Source organism: Escherichia sp. E3659 (assembly GCF_005781135.1).
GTDB lineage: Bacteria > Pseudomonadota > Gammaproteobacteria > Enterobacterales > Enterobacteriaceae > Escherichia.
Map to the genome: position 1 here is coordinate 1 of NZ_VATQ01000032.1, position 20,890 is coordinate 20,890.

The window sequence follows — 20,890 nt, forward strand, 5'->3', positions numbered from 1 at the left end:
TAACGATATCTCAGGCACCACCGGGAAATACGGTGCCGGGGTGAGTGCTCAGCTGACAGCAAATGCCGGGGTGTGGGCAGAAGCGAGTTACCAGAATGGCGAGAATACAGAATCGCCGGTAACAGGGAGCGTCGGTTTCCGGATTAATTTCTGATACGGAAAAAGGGGCAGTAACGGGCGCTCTTATACCTGTTACTGCCCCTGTCGGCAAAAGGAAACAACGCGCGGAAAAACGCCCGCATTCACCATCTTTACACTTGTTATTTTAAATGAACAGGGCCACAACGTCCTCAGTGCTGTGGCCAGACAGAAATTAATATCCGACGCTTCTGAGATGAATACGGGCCACTGATTCATCTTCCGCCCAGTAAATCCGTTCAGCGACCATGGCTTCGGGGTTTAGCTGTACGTCGCGTAGTACACGCTCTTTGAAGCGCAGATAGCCTCCCCTGTCAATGAGATGTCCCATATGGAGATACACTGGTTTGCCGTCCAGCATTTCTTTTTCAAACTCAAACGTGCGGTATTCACCCCGTCGATATCTTCGTAGCGGAACCCCGGCATGGTCAGTTTCTGACGGGGCAGATGGATCTGACCGTTACCCCAGGTTTCAGCAATTCCGTAAGCCACCGTCAGCAGGTGCACGGGCAGAATGCCACCGGGTATACGTACGCTGATCATGGCTTCGCCGCAGATGTATTGCTGTGCAGAAGTAGACAGGAGTATCTGACCGGGCGATTAATGTTTTCCCTGTTCATCAGCGATTGATAAAGTTCCGCTTGCTGACTTTTTATACGAAATTTACTTCAGTATGCGCACACGAATTGACTGTCTGACGGATAAAAACTGTTTTACAGAACTGAATGAATCGCACCGTCTTCGCCGTGGTTGTGAATGAAAAGTATATCATTGCCATCTCAGCAGAAGTAAAACGCCCCGTGAACGGCATGAAATATGCGCCGGAGACGGGTTTACTGGTGACCCTACCGGACAGCCTGTTCTGGTTTGGCAGTCAGCGTATTGCGGTTGATATCCTGAGACTAAGACAGAGCGGAATGCCGGTAGTGACAACGACAGTGGAGGTGAACGATAACCTGACGGGAACAAACCGCAAAATACCGGCATACCATCTCTGATACGACCATCAGGGGAAATATTGCTCTGGCTGCGGTATGGCGACATTCTTTATACTCTATTCCCGTGCCTGAAAAAATGTACAAAAGAAACGGGAATGGCAAGGCCCGATTACGATTTTATCAATCTGTCTCTGGAACATGAACTGAATGAGTGGCTGGCAGAGAGAGGTTATACCGGCCTGGCGGATAACCGGAATCGGTTGGCAGAGGTGGTTACCCGCAAATTGCAGGACAGCTTTTATATAAACGTTTCCTTGGATGCGCTGAACACGGCATACAGTGAACACCCGGAGTGGTTTTCTGGGCTTGTCTTCGGGGATGAGAATTAAACAGTGGATTATGCTGCCATCAGGCAGTGTGATTGCCGGCAGGAATTTCGTTTTATTCTGTTTCTTCCCGGAGTTCGGGTTTGAATTTTCCCTGAAAGTTGTACATTGGCCGCATACAGGGATGCGGATAGCCGTCCCGCATAAACACCACCCGGGTTTCCTCAACACTGGTCACGGTGACAAGCGCACCATGATCGTCTCTGTATCGCTGATTGACTTTCGGTAATGGAACATCTTCTGACATAAATTTTAGTACGGTAACAGTTAACTAAATTTTCATGTGGTATCACTGAATCAGGAGACGGCGTTTCCTGATGTGCGCTGTTAATTTTCTGTTTTTACGAAACATTTTCCCCTTCTTTCTGTGTATTTTATTGCGTTCCTCCTTTCATGTCCTTCCCATATCCTGAAACTCACTTAAATACTGCTGAATCGTTGCATATCGAAATTTTCAATGATTGAAGTCAAAAAATGACATTTCTTGCGCTAACCAACTGTATTAAAAGCATTCAATGGGATAATTTCCTGCATTTTTCCATTAACTATGGTTATAAGTTTTGGGTTGTTCTGATTTCTCGATATAAAACAGGATAAAGATCTGTTCATTTGTGTTATTACGATCGATAAATCTGTCATATTGCCGTCATTCAGATCATTATTCTATAATGATCAAAATTAAGTCAATTCTGAACTGATTTGTTACTCAGCATTCTGGTACCGGTTGATGCGGGTAAATACCGGAATGGCGGTAGCGTGCCATCGCAAAACATGGTGGGAGGTATCGTCAGGAGGCTGGTGATTGTTGGTATGGCATGAATAAAAGGTTTTTCGTTTGACTGGAAAATTATGTTGCAGGAACGTGAGGGCAGAGGAACAAAGCTTATTCCGGCGCTGTCCGTCCCTGCTGTCACTGACACTGATGTCTGTTTTATTATCGCCTTTATCTCTTCAGGCTGCGGATGTCCGGCGTAGCGGAGATGAAGCATTTATCATTCAGCAGCAACGTCAGGAAGCCCTTGAGCAACAACTGACGCCTTCAGCCCCTGATGTTCGCCTTTCTGCATCTGGCTCTCTTGCCCGTAAGATTAATTTTCCTGTTGAAACGCCCTGTTTTCAGATTAAACAAACGGAACTGGAGGGGGCTGATGCGTTACCACACTGGTTGCCTTTACAAAAAATCGCCAACGGGGCGGTCGGGCATTGCCTGGGGGCGAAAGGAATTAATCTGCTGATGAGTACATTGCAGAACCGTCTGGTCGATCATGGTTATGTCACCACCCGGGTTCTGGCACCTTCGCAGGATTTAAAAAGCGGTATCCTCCGGCTGGTTATTATTCCCGGTGTTGTGCGGCATGTGCGTCTGACACCGGACAGTGATGACTATATTCAGTTGTATTCCTCATTCCCGGCACACGAAGGCTCTCTGCTGGATTTACGGGACATTGAGCAGGGGCTGGAGAATATGCAACGACTGCCGGGTGTGCAGGCTGATATGGAAATTGTACCCGGTGAGCAGCCAGGGGAAAGTGACATTCTTATTACCCGCAAACAGGACAAATACTGGCGACTGGGGTTTTCGCTTGACGATTCAGGTACCCGCAGCACAGGGCGTTATCTCGGTGGTATAACATTTTCTCTGGATAATCCTTTTTCCCTGAGCGACCTGCTGTATGTTTCTGCCACCCATAATTTTCCACATTACGGGGGTAAGGGCAGTAAAAACTACACGGCCCATTACTCAGTGCCTTTCGGCTACTGGCAGTTTTCCGTCACCGCCAGTGATTACGATTACCATCAGACGGTAGCTGGTGCGGTTGAGGATTACCAGTACAGTGGCGAGAGTCAGAATCTGGGCATGCAGCTGAGCCGGGTACTGCACCGTAACGGGACGCAGAAAACGGTGCTGACTTACGATGTTCAGGCCCGCAGGTCGCGTAACTACATTAATGATACGGAAATCCAGGTACAGCGCCGGCAGACGGCGGCATGGCGACTTGGACTGCAGCACCGCCATTATATTTCGCAGGCCATACTGGATGCCGGCGTCAGCTGGCAACGGGGAACCCGCTGGTTTGGTGCACAGCCGGCACCGGAGGAAATCTTCGGTGAGGCAACGGCGCTCAGTAAGATCCTGCAGATGAATGCATCCTTTAATCTGCCCTTTACACTGGCAGAGCAGCCCTTCAGTTATTCCTTCCGGTATCAGCGCCAGCTGAGCAATACCCCGCTGACCCCACAGGAACAGTTTGCCATCGGTAACCGCTGGACGGTTCGTGGTTTTGACGGGGAGCGAACGCTGAATGCCAGTAACGGCTGGTATATCCGCAACGACCTGGCCTGGCGTACGCCACTGCCGGAGCAGGAGTTATATCTGGGAATGGATTACGGCGAGGTGGGGGGAGCCGGCAGTGAATACCTGGTGGGACGTCATCTGGCCGGTGGTGTTGTGGGGCTGAGGGGGCAACTGTTCAGTACGGATTATGACGTTTTCATCGGTCGTCCGTTTTCAAAACCGGCGGGTTTTATGACGAGTGATGTGACAGCCGGTTTTAATCTGTTCCGGGATTTCTGAGAAAATTTCATGCGTAACGGGAAATATGACGTTCTGAGTCCCCTGTATTCCGGTGAGCCGGTCAATGAGGCGGAAGTCCTGGGGGCGGCCGTGTGGCTGTGGATGCACTCCCCCCTGCATCGTGATGCGCCATTGCATACCCTGCCGGACCTGCTGCTGCCGGTGATTAAGCACCGACAGTATGTGATAACAACAGAGCAGGGGCGACCTGTTTTCTTCATGAGCTGGGCCTGGCTCAGCCAGGAGGCAGAGGCGCGTTATCTTACGCAGCCGGCAATTCTTATGCCTCAGTCGGACTGGAACAGTGGCGACCGGATGTGGGTCTGTGACTGGGTTGCCCCTTTTGGACATACCCCGGATATGAGTCGTCTTGTCCGGCAGGATATTTTTCCCCGTCAGTGCTGGCGTTCGTTATATCACCGGGGACATGAAACCGGGTTACGGGTGATGAATTTCCGGGGTGCACAGGTCAGTCGTGAAGAGGTGCGCCAGTGGCGTGTGCAGCACCCGCTTGCTGTGGATGTGCCGGAGAGATAAGTCAGGTTTATCAGAATGAACAGAAATTGTTACCGCATTATTTTTAACAAAGCCCGGGGAATGCTGATGGTGGTGGCAGATATTGCCCGTTCCGGTCGCGCTGGTGCATCACCGTCCTCCCGCACAGGATATCCACACAGGCAATGTATCTGCCGTGTCACGCCGCTTGCATTCTCTTTGTGGCTGGCGTCGGGGATGGTGCATTCTGTCAGTGCTGCAGGCATTGTCGCAGACCATGGCGCACCAGGATATCAGCAGCCCACAATTACGCAGACGGCCAGCGGTATTCCGCAGGTGAATATTCAGACGCCTTCTGCCGGCGGGGTTTCACATAATACATACAGCCAGTTCGACGTCGGTAACCAGGGCGTCATTCTGAATAACGCCCATAACAATGTGCAGACTCAACTGGGTGGTATGGTGGCCGGGAACCCGTGGCTGGCTAAGGGAGAGGCCAGAATCATTCTTAATGAAGTGAACAGTCGCAATCCCAGCCAGTTGAACGGTTTTGTTGAGGTTGCCGGGAAAAAGGCGCAGGTGGTGATTGCGAACCCGGCCGGCATCAGTTGCGACGGGTGCGGTTTTATTAATGCGAACCGGGCCACGCTGACCACGGGGCAGCCGCAGATGAAAAACGGCAGTCTGACCGGATTCAGTGTTGAACGTGGTGAGATTCAGGTTACGGGCAAAGGTATGGATGCTTCGCGCACGGATTATACCGATATCATTGCCCGGTCTGTGAAGATTAATGCGGGTATCTGGGCGCAGGATCTGAAAGTGACCACAGGACGTAACAATGTGGATATCGCGCACGGGCAGATTGAGAAAAAGACCGGTGATGTCTCTTCACAGCCTCAGATGGCACTGGATGTGGCCAGTCTTGGCGGAATGTATGCCGGAAAAATTCGCCTTGTCGGTACGGAAACGGGGGTGGGTGTTCGTAACGCCGGTCATATTGGTGCGCAGGCAGGGGCGGTTACCCTGACGGCTGACGGACGTATTGAAAACAGTGGCAGTATCAGTGCGAAAACGGATGTGCATCTGGCGACAACCCGGGAGCTGCATAACAGTGGTTCTGTTTATGCGGGGCAGGATACGCAGATACAGAGTGATGGTGTCTTCACCCATACAGGCTCTGTGGCATCACGTCGCAACACCCGGATTCAGACAGCGCGTCTGACCGGCGGTGAGCGGAGTCTGCTGGCCGCCGGGGTGAAAGATGACGGACGTCTGGCGGCAGCGGGCAACCTGACTGTCAGTACCACCGGCGAACTGGCGGCACACGGACAGGTTCTGTCCGGTGGGGACATGCAACTGAAGGGGCAGGGGCTGGATTTAAGCAACAGCCGGATACAGGGACAACATACTGAGCTGGATGCAACCAGTGGAAATCTGTCCACACAGAATGCGCAACTGAGTGCCGGTACGCTTTCCGCCCGGACTGCCGGGCAGTTCAGCAATAATGACGGCACGATAAATGCCGACACACTGCAGATATCAGCACAGAGCCTGTCAAACCACAGGGGTAAACTGATTCAGACGGGAACAGGGGATTTTTCACTGAACCTGCCGGGAGGTGTGGATAACCGGGAAGGGCTGCTTGCGGCAAATGGCGCGGTGCGCCTGGATGCACTGAGCCTTGATAATCGCAAGGGGAAAGTGCAGGCGGCGCAGTCAGGTAGTCTGCAGGTGAGGACAACCGGCGCCGTGGATAACCAGCAGGGAAGTCTGATTGCCAGCCGTGACATCCTGATTAATACACAGGCGCTGAATAACGACAACGGACTGATTTCAGCTGCTGCCGGAACGGGCAGGATAAAAACACAGCAGGCTGTCAGCAATACTGAGGGACGAATGGAGTCCGCCGGCAGGCTGGATATTTCGGCAGGGAATCTGAATAACCACCAGGGTACGGTAGTGGCTGACGGGCTGTCTGTGACGCTGGATGGTGCGCTGAATAATACGTCCGGCAGACTGCTTTCACAGAAAACGCTGTCTGTGTCAGGCAGCGAACTGGTCTCTGATGATGGTCTGATTCAGTCCGGCAGTGACATGACGCTGGATGTACAGGACGGGGTACTCAGTAACCGTAACACGAAAACACGGGGTGGTATCAGCAGCACCGGTACCCTGACAGTGCGGGCCGGTATGCTGAATAATCAGCAGGGATTTATGGCGGGTCAGAAGGATATGACCCTGAACACCGGAACGCTCGATAACCGTCAGGGCGTGCTGGGGAGTCAGGCGTCATTGCAGATATCGTCAGGTACGCTGATGAACCAGAAAGGCGCACTGAAGGCCGGGACGGATATGTTGCTGAGTGGTGGTGATGTCAGTAATCAGGAAGGGACGCTTGCCGTCGGCAGAGACCTGAATGCGCACCTGAATGTGCTGGAAAATCAGCAGGGGACGGTGGTCAGCAACGGTAACAGCAGGCTGGATGTTACCCGCTCTGATAATCAGGGTGGCAGACTGGTGGCACAGCAGTCACTGACCCTCTCCTCGAAAGATATCATCAACGATGCCGGCGGCCTGATACAGAGCGGTGCATCGCTGAACCTCCGTGCTGACACACTGAGTAACCGTAACAGTGGTGACCGGGGCGGTGTTATCAGTCAGGGGCCGATGACGCTGAATGCCGGCACACTGGACAGCACTGCCGGTGTGCTTTTGTCGGGAGATGCTCTGTTTCTGACTGCAGGCGTGGTTAACAATACATCCGGTCAGGTGGTGGCAAACGGTCTGCTCGGCTGGAACAGCCAGGCGCTGAACAATCAGTCAGGTCTTATTCAGGGGAAAGGCATCAGCATTAATACCGCAGGCCAGACGCTGGATAACAGAGGCGGTACGCTGAACAGCCTGCAGGAACTGACTGTCAGTACCGGAGCAATGGATAACCGGGGGGGGACCGTGGGGGCGAAAACGACAGCTGACCTGAGCACCACCTCGCTGGATAACCGTGAGGGTGGCCGGCTGGTCAGTGAAGGTGAACTCCGTCTGCATACGGGAGGTCTGCAGAACAGCCACGGACAAATACAGTCTGTGGGCGACATGTTGCTCAACAGTGTACGGGGCGTTGTGGACAACGTCTCTGGTCTGATTCGCAGTGGTTCCGCCATTACGCTGAACGCCCTGCAGTTTATCAATCGCCACACGCAGAATACCGGCCAGGGGCTGGAAGCGCAGACAATACACATCACGACGCAGGACCTTGATAACCAGGAGGGCAGTATTCTGGCAGACAGGGCGCTTACGGTTATGGCAGACAGGACGCTCAGTAATAATGACGGCGTCCTCTCTTCCGGCGCGACATTGTCTGTCAGTGGCCGTCAGCTGGCGTTTTCGAACCGTGACGGCGTGGTTAAGGCCGGGCAGTCAGTATCTGTGGATGCCGGTCAGCTCGGTGGTGACGGGAAACTGCTTTCGCTGGGCGATATGACGCTGAAAAGTAACACAACGTTCAGCAACAGTGGTCAGGCCATTGCGAACGGAAACCTTACGCTTTCCGTTAATGGCGATGTCTCTAATACCGGCAGCCTGCTGGCAGGCAGCCGGCTTGACCTGAACAGCATCCGCCTTGAAAACACAGAGAAAGGTGAAATCAGTGCCGGGCAGACCTGGCTTAACGTGACGGACACACTGCTGAACCGTGGGCTGATTGACGGGAAATATACGCGTCTTCAGGCGAACACCCTGACGAATTCCGGTACCGGGCGAATCTACGGCGATGCTGTTGGTGTCAGCGCTGCCACATTTAATAATCTGGAAGAAAATGGCGTGGCGGCGACGCTGGCCGGGCGTGAGCGTGTGGACTTAGGGGTACAGACCCTGAATAACCGAACGCACAGCCTGATTTACAGTGCAGGTGATATGCATACTGGTGGCATGCTGGATGCGAATGGCGCCGCCACGGGGAAAGCCGGTGTACTGAATAATCACAGTGCCACTATTGAAGCCGCCGGATATCTGGTACTGAGTGCCGGACAAATCAATAACGTTAATGACCATTTCACCACGGAGCGCGTGGTGGTTTCCACGGAAAAGGTGACTGAGTATCAGCTCAGCGGCTCAGATAAACGCTGGAGCGCCGGTGAAGCGGGCGTTTATGTGGATAACGATTCCAGTAACTCACTGAAAAAACTGCATACACCGGAAGGCGCCAGAGATAAATTCACGCAGTACGATTACACCCGTACCGTGGAAGAAACCCGGGTAAAAGAATCCGACCCGGGAAAAATTCTGTCCGGTGCTGGCATGACGATTGTGGCAGACAAACTGCTTAATGATAAGAGTCAGGTTGTTGCAGGTGGCCTGCTGGATATGCAGGCCGGTGATGTGGAAAACGTCAGTGTCAGCGGAGAGCGCCATGTTACGGACTCAGGGACATCCACGTATTATTACCGTATCAGGAAAAAAGGAAAGGATAAGCAGGGGGAGAAAACCTCTCAGTACACTCCGCCCACTGTAATTCAGACCATCACGCTGAAGCCGGGAGAGCTCACCAGCCACGGACAGGTTCAGGGCAGCCAGGTCACGCTTTCTCCCCTGAAGCCACAGGGAACGGATGTACAGACAGGACTGACCGGAAATGTGGATGCGACAGTAGCCGCTACTGACCGGATACCGCTTCGCCCGGTGGTGTCAGCCGGTGAACCGGTCATTCTGTTGCCGGGGCAGAAGTTTGAAGTCAGCACACCTCAGGGCAGTATCCATGTTGCCGGGCCGGATACCCGTCTGCCGGACAGCAGCCTGTTTAAAACAAATCCGGCAGTGAATGTGCCATATCTGGTTGAAACGGACCCGCGTTTTACGAACCAGAAGACGTGGCTGGGCAGTGATTACATGCAGAAGGCGTTTTCTCAGAACGGGGATAACATGCTCAAACGCCTGGGGGATGGTTTTTACGAACAGCGTCTGATTCGTGAGCAGGTTGTCGCTCTGACCGGGCAACGGTACCTGGACGGATACAGTAATGATGAAGAGCAGTTTAAGGCGTTAATGGATGCGGGTATTGCATTTGGTAAGCAATACAACCTGACACCAGGTGTGGCGCTGACTGCTGAGCAGATGGCGTTACTGACCGGTGATATTGTCTGGCTGGTTAACACCACGGTGACGCTGCCGGACGGCAGCACGCAGACGGTTCAGGTACCTCAGGTGTATGCCCGTGTAAAACCCGGTGATGTGAACAGTGCCGGTGCGCTGATTGCCGGCAGGGACATGGTGATGAAGCTGGATGGTGACCTGTTTAACAGCGGTAAACTGGCCGGGAAGCAGACCGTGCAGCTCAGTGCAGAAAACATTCACAACCAGGCCGGCACCATTCAGGGAGCAAATGTCAGCCTGACGGCCCGGACGGATATTAACAGTACCGGCGGGCTGCTGCAGGCCACGGACAGCCTGCTGGCGATGGCCGGACGGGATATCAGTCTGACCACCACCACCCGTACGGCACAGCGCGATGCCGGGCAGAACCATTTTGAACGTACCAGTATCGACAGTGTGGCCGGCGTGTATGTGCAGAACGACCAGGGAAGACTGGTGCTGCAGGCCGGACGGGATATGAATCTGACGGCTGCAACGGTGGTGAATCAGGGTAAGGACAGCCTGACGCAACTCAGCGCGGGCAGGGATATGACGCTTTCCACAGTGACCACATCCGCGCAGGACCATATTACCTGGGATAAAAATAATCGTCTGTCGCAGGGCGTCACACAGAGTACGGGCAGCACGCTTGCCGGTAACGGTGATGTCACGCTGACCGCCGGACGGGATATGACGTCACAGGCGGCATCGCTGTCAGCTCAGAAAGGCCTGGCCCTGATGGCGGGTCATGACGTGACGCTGACCGGTGCACAGAATACCAGCTCGCTGGATGAATACCATAAAGTGACCGGCAGCAGCGGGATGTTATCGAAAACCACCACAACCACGCATGATGTCACTGACCGCCGGACCATGACGGGCAGTGAACTGAACGGGGATACGGTCAGTATCAGCGCCGGACATAATCTGAACGTCACGGGCAGCAGTGTGGCCGGGGATAACCGTGTCTCCCTGGCTGCCGGAAATAACCTGAATATAGGTACGCTGACAGAAAGCAACCGTGAAACACACCTGAAACAGGAGAAAAAATCCGGGCTGATGAGCTCCGGAGGTGTGGGATTCAGCATGGGCAGCCAGAGTCTGAAAGTCACGGACACCGCAACAGACACCACACAGAAAGGCAGCACGGTGGGGAGTGTTCACGGTGATGTTTCCCTTCAGGCAGGTAACCGGTTGACCGTCAACGGCTCTGACCTGATTGCCGGCAGGGACATGGCACTCAGCGGTAAGGAGGTCAGCATTACCGCCGCCACAGACCAGCATGTACAGACACATACGGTGGAGCAGAAAACCTCCGGTCTGACGCTTGCCCTGTCCGGCACAGCGGGCAGCGCCCTGAATACGACGGTGGAGACCGTACAGGCGGCGAAATCTGCCGGAAACAGCCGGCTTGAAGCCCTGCAGGGGGTGAAGGCCGCGCTCTCGGGGGCTCAGGCCGTGCAGGCCGGACGACTGGCAGACGCGCAGGGAGCCGATGCCGGAAATAATAACACGGTGGGCATCAGCCTCTCTTACGGCAGCCAGTCTTCGAAATCAGAACAGCAGTCAGAGCAGACGGTGGCGAAGGGCAGTACACTGACCGCAGGTAATAACCTCAGTATTCAGGCCACCGGCTCCGGCGTGAAGGGCGTGGATGGTGACCTGACGATACAGGGCGGTCAGATAAAGGCCGGGAACAACGTTCTGCTGCAGGCAAACCGTGACGTGAATCTGGTATCAGCAGAAAACACGTCAAAGCTGGAAGGAAAGAACACATCCAGTGGTGGCAGCGTGGGTGTCGGTATCGGTGTGGGGCCCGGAGGGCCTGGTTTCAGTCTGTCAGCCAGTGTGAATCAGGGTAAGGGCAGTGAAAAAGGCAACGGTACCACCCATACAGAAACCATGGTGGATGCGGGAAACCGGCTGACCATTATCAGCGGGCGGGACACCACGCTTACCGGCGCGCAGGCTGGCGGTGAAACGGTGAAAGTGGATGCCGGTCGTCATCTGACACTGACCAGTGAGCAGGACAGTGACCGTTATGACAGTAAGCAGCAGAATGCCAGTGCAGGAGGCAGCTTCACTGTCGGGTCCATGAGCGGTTCGGCGAGTGTGAGCCTCAGCCGGGATAAAATGCACAGTAACTACGACAGTGTGCAGGAGCAGACGGGGATTTTTGCCGGCAGGGGCGGGTTTGATGTCACCACCGGACAGCATACGCAACTGAACGGTGCCGTGATTGCGTCCACGGCAACGGCAGATAAAAACCGGCTGGATACCGGCACACTGGGCTTCAGTGACATTGAAAACCGGGCTGACTTTAAAACGGAACATCAGAGTGCAGGGCTCAGTACCGGTGGCAGTGTTGCCGGAAATTTCCTGGGGAACATGGCAAACAATCTGCTGGTCGGTGCAAATCATGAAGGCCATGCGGACAGTACCACGCAGTCGGCAGTGTCTGCCGGGAACATCACCATCCGGGATACGCAGAGCCAGAAACAGGATGTGGCAGACCTGAACCGTGACGCAGCACATGCAAATCAGACGCTGTCCCCCATCTTTGACAGGGAAAAAGAGCAGCAGCGATTGCAGCAGGCGCAACTCATTGGTGAGATTGGTAACCAGGTGGCAGATATTGCCAGAACGGAAGGACAGATAGCCGGTGAGAAAGCGAAGCGGGACCCGGCAGCACTGAATCAGGCCCGCGCAGAACTTGAAGCAGCAGGAAAGCCGTTTACGGAACAGGATGTGGCACAGCGGGCCTACAATAACGGTATGGCGGCCTCAGGTTTTGGAACGGGAGGCAAATACCAGCAGGCGATACAGGCCGCAACGGCAGCGGTACAGGGACTGGCCGGCGGTAATCTGAGTGCAGCCCTGGCAGGTGGTGCAGCGCCGTATATTGCTGAAATTATCAAACAGACCACCCCGGACGGTGCGGGACGTGTGGCAGCTCATGCTGTGGTAAATGCTGCACTGGCGGTGGCACAGGGAAATAACGCCCTTGCCGGTGCTGCAGGTGCAGCCACCGGCGAGGTGGTGGGAATGATAGCCACACAGATGTACGGTAAGCCGGTGAGTGAACTGAGCGAGGCAGAGAAGCAGACGGTCTCGACACTGGCAACGGTTGCTGCCGGCCTGGCCGGTGGTCTGGTGGGAGACTCAGGTGCTTCAGCGGTAGCCGGCGCACAGTCAGGTAAGACGACGGTTGAGAATAATGCGCTGTCTGAGCTTGTGCCGCCTCGCGTACAGCAGGATGTTTCCCTGGCTTTTGATCTCAGTGGTAAAGGAGTCACTAACGATGAAATTATCAAAGCGGTAGACAAATCACATATCGGCCCGTCAGTAGGTGATACGGCAAAAATACATGGAGATGTAAAAGGCCAGGTCGCTGGAGGTTATGTCGCAGGAGGGTATCTGGAAGGTGTACTGTCAGAGGATAAATTTTCAATTAATGGCGGGGTCACGAAGGTATTAGGCTGGCGTGCAGATGTGTCTGCCGGGTTGACTTTTGGGCCTTACCCGATTAAAGATTTTAATCCTACTTATGATTATTCTGGTGCTATATCGACAGGTATTTTTTCAGTTGAAGGGAGTATTGGTAAAGACGGCTTTGGCGGCTCTTTCAGAGTTGGTGGAGGAATTGGTGCGAGTATTCGACAAAGTGAAAACAGTAATAATCAGCCGGAAATTAACGGTTCTGGTAGTACCGAACTAATTTCTTGGCCTATAAAAAAGGACTAACCAAATGATGTACTTGCTGTTAGGTATTGCACTTTCTGCTTTTACTGTCGGAACGGTCATGTTTTATCGATTTAGTAAAGTGACAGGAAGAAGCGTGCAATCACCTTTTACCCCAATGTTTTTTTTTGATGCTCTATTTTTTGGGCTAGGCAGCAGACGCGATATGAATATTGCTGCCTGTGCTTTTATGGTCTTTTTACTGAGTGTTTGGGGGCTCACTTATGTAAAATTACGGACTAATTTTTGGGGAAGCCCAGAAAGTTATTTTGGTTTAGGGATTGTCGGAATTTTCTTTCTGATAATGCATTGTCGCTATGGTGCAAAGGATGTTGTTATCAAAAATGATGGTCTTGCACCAATAAGGGAGTTAATTAATGTTCATCAGTCTGGCCTCACCAGCCCATTTTTGTGGTTAAGTAGGGCAGGGTACCTCGGATGTTTAATTGGCATGATAGGCTGATGCAGTGTTAATGAAATTTGTGATAAATGCCAATTAGTTGTTGAGAATAATGCGCTGGGTAACAAGAATGACAAGCTGCCACCCATTATTCCGATAAATCCGCTGCCAATCGGGGTTGAAGGTGCAGGTGGTGAGCTGCTGAACGGTGGTGGTGGGATAGCTAAAGGCGGTAAATCTAAAGATACTCAAATTTGGACAGAAACCAAGAAAGCAGAACCTGTAGGTAATGCCTATGGGCATTGGACAAAACATGGAAAAGAGTTTCCAGAGTATCAGAATGCGAAGCAATATGTTGATGCTGCACATAATTTTATGACAAACCCACCGCCAGGTACTTTAACTAAAACCCGCCCTAACGGAGACACACTGTATTACAATCCTGTGACTAATGTCTTTGCTTCAAAAGATATAAATGGTGTACCGCGTACAATGTTTAAACCAGATAAAGGTATCGAATATTGGAACAAGCAATGATGAATAATGGTTCTTATCCTTGTCCATGCTGTGGAAATAAGACAATTGATGAGCCGGGTTGTTATGAAATTTGCCCTATATGCGGATGGGAAGATGACCCTGTTCAATCGGCTGATCCAGATTTTTCTGGCGGGGCAAATTCTCCGAGTTTAAATGAGGCGAAACGAGCATTTAACGAACAGTAACTGATTATTAGCCGTCAGGCTCACCCAAATTGCCCGTACTCACGCTTGATCGCAGGACGATCCCGGTTTCGTTCAGTACGCTGGGGAACGCCCTGAGCCACCGCTTTATCTTCGACCCGTTGACGGAGACTACGCACAGCTCCTCGGCGCAGCCGTACGGTTCGTTGTTAACGTCATCAGCCACGCTGACGGAAAAATTTGTTAGTGCCGGGCTGAGCTATGGGGCTAATGGTGCGGTACAAATTGGTACGGGAAATATCGGTGATAAGTTCGATTATCTCAGTTTCATGATGTCAGGCTTGACTGGCGTAGGTACAGCCGGGAAAGGATATTACGCTAACCAGTTGTTGGGTGCCGGTAGCGCTTACATGAGCAGCCAGATTGAAGGCCAGGACAGTACCGCATCTGTACGGTAAGCCGGTGAATGAACTGAGCGAGACAGAGAAGCAGACTGTTTCGACACTGGCAACGGTTGCTGCTGGCCTGGCCGGTGGTCTGGTGGGAGACTCGGGGGCTTCAGCGGTAGCCGGCGCACAGTCAGGTAAGACAACGGTTGAGAATAACTACCTGAGTGCTGATCAGATCGATAACTTTGCGGCGAGGGCGAAAGGTTGTGAGGCCCGTGGTGACTGTGGTCAGATCGTGAAAGAAATGGAAGATCTGAGTCTCAAGCAGCGTAATGAACTGATCGCAACATGTGCTTCGAGCCCGACAGCCTGCAAAGAGAAGTACGGTGACATCCCTGCTAACAGTTTGTTGGTTCACGAAGCCATAGACAGGGCATTGGGTGAAGATATTCCGTGGGCAATGAAGAATGACTTATCCGTTCTGTTGATGCAGCAGATGGATGAGTCAGGGATAGTGAGCAGTACTGACTTTGCCCAACGGCTGGAAAAACAGTATGGTCTTGACAGTCAGAGAGCCGAAATTTTAGCGGGAGCGGCAATGGCAGCCGTGACCGGTGGGTTGGGTAAAGGCGGGAAGCCTGCGGCTGGAACCGCAGGGAAAAATATCGTTGTGGTTGACTCGGGCAAGAAAGGTGCCTGGAACAAGGCGATGAGCAAGCCGGAGCCGAACACCATTTATAAAGTGGACGGGGATAAGACTTATCACACTGATAACCTGGCCAGACCCACTCAGGTTGAAGCAACTCTTAGCGCAAATGTGAAAGACCGGAATGGTTATCAGCAATGTAAGGCGGGTAGATGTGGTAATCTTGGAGATGAAGGTGGGCATTTAATAGCCAGTATATTTAATGGTCCAGGTGAAAAATTAAACCTGCTACCAATGGATGGAAACCTTAATAAAGGTGCCTGGAAAAGTATGGAAAACACTTGGGCTAAGGCATTAAGTGAAGGTAAAGATGTTAAAGTTAATATCCAGCCATCTTATACAGGTAACAGCGTAAGGCCGGATAAATTCTATGTTGAGTACTCTATAAATGGCGGAAGGCCGGTATCTGAAACGTTTAAAAATGTACCCGGAGGTAAGTAGTGAGGACTGATCAAGAGATTTATAATGATATAGGTTCAGTATTGCTATCCATTGCGCCTGAAAATGCATCCAAAGTGATCATGAGAGCAGAACTGTCTCCTGAAAATGATCATTGTAAATGTGAATTTGACTATATAAATGCAGATACTGGCAATACTGATTGGTTTTCGGCAGGGGCACAAGCAAACGGTGATTTATTTGATTTTCTTGTGGAATTAAGAAATTATTTTCTAGATAACTTTAAATCTCAGGAAAAGCCATTCTGGCATGGCTGTGAAGTGACAGTAGATGTAGAGGCTTTAAAGATGAATATTGAATTTAAATACGAAAATTGATTGCTAACCCACCTCTTGATTGGCGGTTTTTTTGCTCCGCAATTTATTCGGTGATTACTGAATCCATCCCAGCTGGCTATTTTACGATAGCCTGCTTCTCACCTCAAAATCTCCACACCCCATGCAAAACCAAGTTTTTGCTGATAGGTATTTAAAATCATAAAGTTATAATTTCAGAATTACGTTATGATAATTTTTATTATGCCGATCCGACTCGCCGATGACTCTATGGCAAGTCATCGGCGAGTCGTCACAGAGTCAGTACTGACTATCTTTATATAAAACAATAGATTAGTGAGAATCGAATCGGGAGTTGAATCGCATGTTTATTGGCGGTGACTCTGGGGCGACTCGTGAATTGATTCGCCAGGTGAATCGTGCCGGAGGGCCTGAAACCTTAATGAAGATTAAAGGGGGTGATACAATTATTGGTATATTTACTGATTCCTCGCGTTGCTTGTATTCCAATATCCCACGTGTGGTAATGTAACTTAAACAAAATTAGTGCAAATTAAATAAATTTAATGCAATCAAACTGCGTATTTTCATGAAAGGAGATCACCCAATAACGGGGGCTGTCTCAGGAGAAGTTACTGGCAACCAAGTAAAAGATAAACTGGACAAAGTAGGGAATAAAAATGGGAGCAATTAATATAAAAGATTTGGTTAAGCTTATTTTTTTATGCATAGGCTTGATGTTCGCTATTGTAGTAATGGCCTATTTATTAGCGTCAGTAATTGTTTATTTTAAAATAAACACATTTGATTTCAATTGGAGTGAGGCTCTTCCTGATGCCTTCAGAGTGGGGGGAGTTGGTGGGACAATCCTTGGTTTAGGTCTCTGGATAAAAGCAAAACTACAAGAAAGAAAATAAGATGATAAATAAGTCGATAACAATCTCAGCTTTTTGACTGGGGGGTTGTTGAAAACAATATGCTGAACGAGATCAGAGTCGCGATGGTACTTGGGGACCGGGGCATGTGCTGAATGGCGACAATACAGACGAAAACAAACAGCCGAATCTGGGCAAAGACGTAGCGAGCGCTACGGATAAGGATAAAGCTGAGCTTGGTGGTGCAGGTGCTGGAACACCGGGGGGATGGGGACCGGATAATGAAGAAAAAGCCCGTCATCAGGAGGTTCAGCAACAACGATTTGATGAACTGAGTAAAATATATGATAAAAGTCACTCGGTCGGAGAGTTAACGGTGGATGGGCAGACTATCAGGCAGAGTTCGGTAAGTAACCGTTATGGTACGACGAAAGTGTTTGAAAGCCAGAATCTGACGGATAAACAGATCCATAATTACGCACAACAGCTGGCAGGAGATACACCGCTGAAAGAGGTTCGGCCGGGGATCTATACTGCAAAGCTGGAGAACGGAACATCGATCACGTTGCGGAGTTTATCGTCGTCCCAAGAACAAACAGGTGCCAGATGGACTATTGATATTAAGGGGAATAAACAACTTTCTGACATTGCATATAAATACAAAGATGTGGAGATAAAATTTAAATGACATTATTACTTAATGACAAGCAATATAATGAATTATGTGAAGCTGCAGAAGGTCGTAATTTGGGGGCCGTTTTTTCCTATAGTGAACCAGAAGAACCCCCGCCGTTAAATTTTTCATTTGAAGAAAGGAAAAAAATTTTTCTATGGGTATTGACCCGTCTTCTGAAAGAAGGACGCATCAAACTGGCCAAGCACGGTAAGTTTCTGGGAGGAAGTATTGATGAGCAGGTTGAACGTTTCCGACAGGCATTTCCGAAAACAGAAGAAGAGATGGAAGACGGTATCTGGTTTTTTGATGAGAGTTGTCCGGGGGGAGCTGTTTGGGTGCTTGAAGATGGCTCTCTCGAATGGACCTGATAAACCCTTCACAGCGCAGGATGTGGCGCAGCGAGCGTATAACAGGGAAATACCAGCAGGCGATACAGGCCGCAACGGCAGCGGTACAGGGACTGGCCGGCGGTAATCTGAGTGCAGCCCTGGCAGGTGGTGCTGCGTCATCTGAAACAGCAGCGGTACGTTCAGACATGAGCCGGAGCAGGGAGGGCAGAACAGAAATAAATAAACAGCGATGGATATATGTCAGGTGTGAATGTGACATTATTCTGGCTTATGACAACGCTGGCTGGATGTTTCATCACCCTAATAACTCTGGCATATCAGCAATAACAATGTATGAGTTTTAAAATGAAGAAAATTATCTTTTTTCTGTTCGTGGGGCTTTTATTTTCTGTTCAGGCAGATGCTGCACGGGGAAGAAAACCCTGCTCGGGTGCTAAAGGTGGTATTTCACACTGTACGTCAGACGGACGTTTTGTCTGCAATGACGGAAGTCTGAGTCAGTCGAAGCGCTTTTGTTCCGGTTATGGCGTGGCACCCGCCAAACGTCAGGTGAAATCACCGGTCACCACGAAGCCGGTTCAGAAGAAAAAATCAGCGGCTGTCCGGAAGGTGTCACAACCGTCGGTGGCTGAGAAAAATGAGGCTGTGCCGGTCACTGAACCCCGCAACCCTACCTGTGCGCCGCTTTATATGGCCAGCAAACCCGGATTCACGCATCTGCCTATTTGTTCCGGTAATCAGTATTAATCTGACACTGAAATAGCAGAGGCATCTGTGCTCAGCCTGCAGTTAACCCTGTATTGGCGAGCATCATAAAGCCGGACATCCTTCCGGGTATAAATATTTCCGGAGGGCGTTAATCAGAAATATTCAGTTACTGAGAAGGAAAATAAAGGAAAGTCATGGCAGGAAGAAAAAAAGATGATAATGCAGCGGGATTTGTCCTGATTTTAGTTTGCGTTATTCTCTGGGGGATTTATGTGGCGGTCAGGGCGCTGATAAACCTTAATGAGCGCTTTATTGATGCAGTATCGAATCCGGCAGGTATTATTGGTTTGTTTTTTGGTTTGCTTACCGTATTTGCAATTTTATTTCGTTTTTTTATTTACCGGAGACTCAGAAAGAAAACAGCCGCCTTTGAGCAGGCCGTTTCAGAGCTGGTTCAGAGAGAGCGGGATTTTAATGAAACTGTCAATGCCGCGATAGCCCGGGGAATACGACAGGAAAAGGAGCAACTAGCCAGACGTTGTGAGGAATTTCATACCGCCAGACAGAAGGCCAGTCGTGCAATGCAACGGATTGTTGATTCCGCCTGGAAATTTAAGGCGAAAACTCTGCTGGCTGGTGTAACGATTAATAACTGGCAAAACAAATATGACCAGCTTCGTAAGGAAAGAGAGGCTTACGCTGCTGTCAGTGAGAAAATAGCCTTTCTTAACCTGGAAGATAATTCTGACTGGGAGAGTGTCAGGCAACAGTTTCTGGACAAAGTGGCATTGCTGGAAAAAGCGCAGGAAGAGAAGGAATATCAGGCAGAGCTTAAGCGTCAGATGCGTGAAGAAAAAGAGCGTCAGGATGAACTTGACCGGCGCCAGCGGGAAGCGGAAGAGGAAGAACGGCGTCTTGCTGAGCAGCAGAAACTGATTGAGGAGGCGCTGCGCGCAGCAGAAGGGGCTCACAGGGAGGAGTTAGAGAAACAACGCCTGGAGCTGGAACAGAAAATTCAGGAAGCGCATGCGCAGTATGAACGTGCTAAATCCATGGCTCAGCTTACGAAACAGGGGCATGTTTATATCATTTCGAATATTGGTTCGTTTGGTGAGGATGTTTTTAAAATTGGCATGACCCGACGGCTGGAACCCATGGACAGGGTCAAAGAGTTAAGTGGTGCTTCTGTTCCGTTTGATTTTGATGTTCACGCCATGATTTCCTGTGATGATGCGCCCGCGCTGGAAAAAATACTTCATGACAGTCTGGAAAAATACCGCATCAACAGGATTAATCTGCGTAAAGAATTTTTCCGCGTGAAGCTTGAGAAAATCATTAATGAAGTGGAGCGTCACCACGGGCAGGTGGAATATGTGGCTGACCCGGCGGCTCTGCAGTATCTGCAGAGTCTGGAATACGCGGAAAATGAAGCTGCCTGACAATCAGTGTTCTGATTTTATTCCGGCCGGATATAACAGGAGGGGTATCTGCAGATATCCTGCAGCATGGTTCACAGTATTCCGGTCATGTTAATGATTCTGTTTTTTTTATTTCTGAATAAAACGACACCCACGATATAACGTCGTGGGTGTCGGTGATGATTATTTTTTTGTTCACAGATTAAGGTGCGTTTATGGCGAAACTGATAAATGTATCGGCGTCCACTGAGGAGAGAATGACGTCCGGGGAGAGGAGGGTGGCTTCACGACTGGAGAGCTTTATGAATGATGACTGCCTTGTCTGGTACGATATTCCGGTGGGACGGAAAAACCGGCATCCGGATTTTGTCATTATAGACCCGGAGAACGGACTGGTATTTCTGGAGGTCAAGGACTGGACGGTTTCCACGCTGCGTGAGGTAAATCAGGAGCAGGTCACGCTGGAAACCGACGGTCTTCTGAAATCAGAAATAAATCCGCTGGTACAGGTTCGTCGTTATGCCTGTGATACGGTTAATGCCTTACCTGCAGAC

Annotated in this window: 17 protein-coding genes and 3 pseudogenes; 18 read left to right on the plus strand and 2 right to left on the minus strand. The window is 50.8% G+C overall.

Annotated elements, in window-relative coordinates:
- Positions 1-7 precede the first annotated feature (7 nt).
- The gene (locus tag FEK47_RS20055) at positions 8-154 is read left to right on the plus strand and encodes an autotransporter outer membrane beta-barrel domain-containing protein (RefSeq protein ID WP_276609633.1); all 147 of its coding nucleotides are present in this window, start codon (positions 8-10) and stop codon (positions 152-154) included.
- Between the two features lie 159 nt (positions 155-313).
- On the opposite strand, the pseudogene FEK47_RS20060 reads toward FEK47_RS20055, so the two are convergent.
- Positions 314-726 (minus strand): annotated as a pseudogene (locus FEK47_RS20060) (hypothetical protein).
- Between the two features lie 188 nt (positions 727-914).
- Here FEK47_RS20060 and FEK47_RS20065 point away from each other — a divergent pair.
- Both FEK47_RS20065 and FEK47_RS20070 read left to right on the plus strand, forming a co-directional pair.
- Positions 915-1,136: pseudogene (locus tag FEK47_RS20065) on the plus strand (hypothetical protein); the annotation flags it as partial.
- 95 nt (positions 1,137-1,231) lie between these two features.
- A complete protein-coding gene (locus FEK47_RS20070; RefSeq protein ID WP_135487906.1) occupies positions 1,232-1,465 on the plus strand; it encodes a hypothetical protein in 234 nt (77 codons plus the stop codon).
- Between the two features lie 52 nt (positions 1,466-1,517).
- Here the strand turns inward: FEK47_RS20070 and FEK47_RS20075 are convergent, their stop codons facing one another.
- Positions 1,518-1,709: a DUF4222 domain-containing protein gene (locus FEK47_RS20075; RefSeq protein WP_071600625.1), complete on the minus strand. Its 192-nt coding sequence runs from the start codon at positions 1,707-1,709 to the stop codon at positions 1,518-1,520.
- A 675-nt stretch (positions 1,710-2,384) separates the two neighbouring features.
- Here FEK47_RS20075 and FEK47_RS25520 point away from each other — a divergent pair.
- The 15 genes and pseudogenes from FEK47_RS25520 to FEK47_RS20155 all read left to right on the plus strand — a co-directional run.
- Positions 2,385-2,960: pseudogene (locus FEK47_RS25520) on the plus strand (POTRA domain-containing protein); the annotation flags it as partial.
- On the plus strand, positions 2,958-4,037 hold the full coding sequence (locus FEK47_RS20080) for a ShlB/FhaC/HecB family hemolysin secretion/activation protein (RefSeq protein WP_240727924.1): 1,080 nt from the start codon (positions 2,958-2,960) through the stop codon (positions 4,035-4,037). The pseudogene FEK47_RS25520 and the gene FEK47_RS20080, both read left to right, overlap by 3 nt.
- A gap of 9 nt (positions 4,038-4,046) precedes the next feature.
- Positions 4,047-4,574 (plus strand): toxin-activating lysine-acyltransferase, encoded by a 528-nt coding sequence (locus tag FEK47_RS20085; RefSeq protein ID WP_001604135.1) that lies wholly within the window; start codon positions 4,047-4,049, stop codon positions 4,572-4,574.
- Positions 4,575-4,589: 15 nt separating this feature from the next.
- Positions 4,590-13,403, plus strand: a complete 8,814-nt coding sequence (locus tag FEK47_RS20090) for a polymorphic toxin type 25 domain-containing protein (RefSeq protein WP_138183351.1) — start codon at positions 4,590-4,592, stop codon at positions 13,401-13,403.
- A gap of 4 nt (positions 13,404-13,407) precedes the next feature.
- Entirely contained in the window at positions 13,408-13,863 is a 456-nt protein-coding gene (locus FEK47_RS20095) for a hypothetical protein (RefSeq protein ID WP_053289061.1), read from the plus strand.
- Between the two features lie 473 nt (positions 13,864-14,336).
- Positions 14,337-14,522: a CPCC family cysteine-rich protein gene (locus FEK47_RS20105; protein ID WP_071531845.1), complete on the plus strand. Its 186-nt coding sequence runs from the start codon at positions 14,337-14,339 to the stop codon at positions 14,520-14,522.
- A 29-nt stretch (positions 14,523-14,551) separates the two neighbouring features.
- Positions 14,552-14,938 (plus strand): hypothetical protein, encoded by a 387-nt coding sequence (locus tag FEK47_RS20110; protein WP_240727922.1) that lies wholly within the window; start codon positions 14,552-14,554, stop codon positions 14,936-14,938.
- Between the two features lie 4 nt (positions 14,939-14,942).
- Positions 14,943-16,016: a DNA/RNA non-specific endonuclease gene (locus tag FEK47_RS20115; protein ID WP_164997242.1), complete on the plus strand. Its 1,074-nt coding sequence runs from the start codon at positions 14,943-14,945 to the stop codon at positions 16,014-16,016.
- Complete coding sequence (locus FEK47_RS20120) at positions 16,016-16,351, plus strand: hypothetical protein (RefSeq protein WP_135487902.1); 336 nt, start codon at positions 16,016-16,018, stop codon at positions 16,349-16,351. Before FEK47_RS20115 ends, FEK47_RS20120 begins: the two co-directional genes overlap by 1 nt.
- A gap of 638 nt (positions 16,352-16,989) precedes the next feature.
- Entirely contained in the window at positions 16,990-17,226 is a 237-nt protein-coding gene (locus FEK47_RS20125; RefSeq protein WP_135487903.1) for a hypothetical protein, read from the plus strand.
- Positions 17,227-17,332: 106 nt separating this feature from the next.
- Positions 17,333-17,872, plus strand: a complete 540-nt coding sequence (locus tag FEK47_RS25525; RefSeq protein ID WP_073520652.1) for a hypothetical protein — start codon at positions 17,333-17,335, stop codon at positions 17,870-17,872.
- Positions 17,869-18,228 (plus strand): DUF596 domain-containing protein, encoded by a 360-nt coding sequence (locus FEK47_RS20135; protein ID WP_073520651.1) that lies wholly within the window; start codon positions 17,869-17,871, stop codon positions 18,226-18,228. Before FEK47_RS25525 ends, FEK47_RS20135 begins: the two co-directional genes overlap by 4 nt.
- A gap of 327 nt (positions 18,229-18,555) precedes the next feature.
- Positions 18,556-18,957 carry a hypothetical protein gene (locus FEK47_RS20145; RefSeq protein WP_073520649.1) on the plus strand — a complete coding sequence of 134 codons (402 nt, stop codon included), beginning with the start codon at positions 18,556-18,558 and terminating at the stop codon, positions 18,955-18,957.
- Positions 18,958-19,112: 155 nt separating this feature from the next.
- Positions 19,113-20,357, plus strand: coding sequence for a GIY-YIG nuclease family protein (locus FEK47_RS20150; RefSeq protein ID WP_135487905.1), 1,245 nt, complete (start codon positions 19,113-19,115; stop codon positions 20,355-20,357).
- A 194-nt stretch (positions 20,358-20,551) separates the two neighbouring features.
- On the plus strand, positions 20,552-20,890 hold a 339-nt coding region (locus tag FEK47_RS20155), incomplete at its 3' end, for a nuclease-related domain-containing protein (RefSeq protein WP_138183352.1).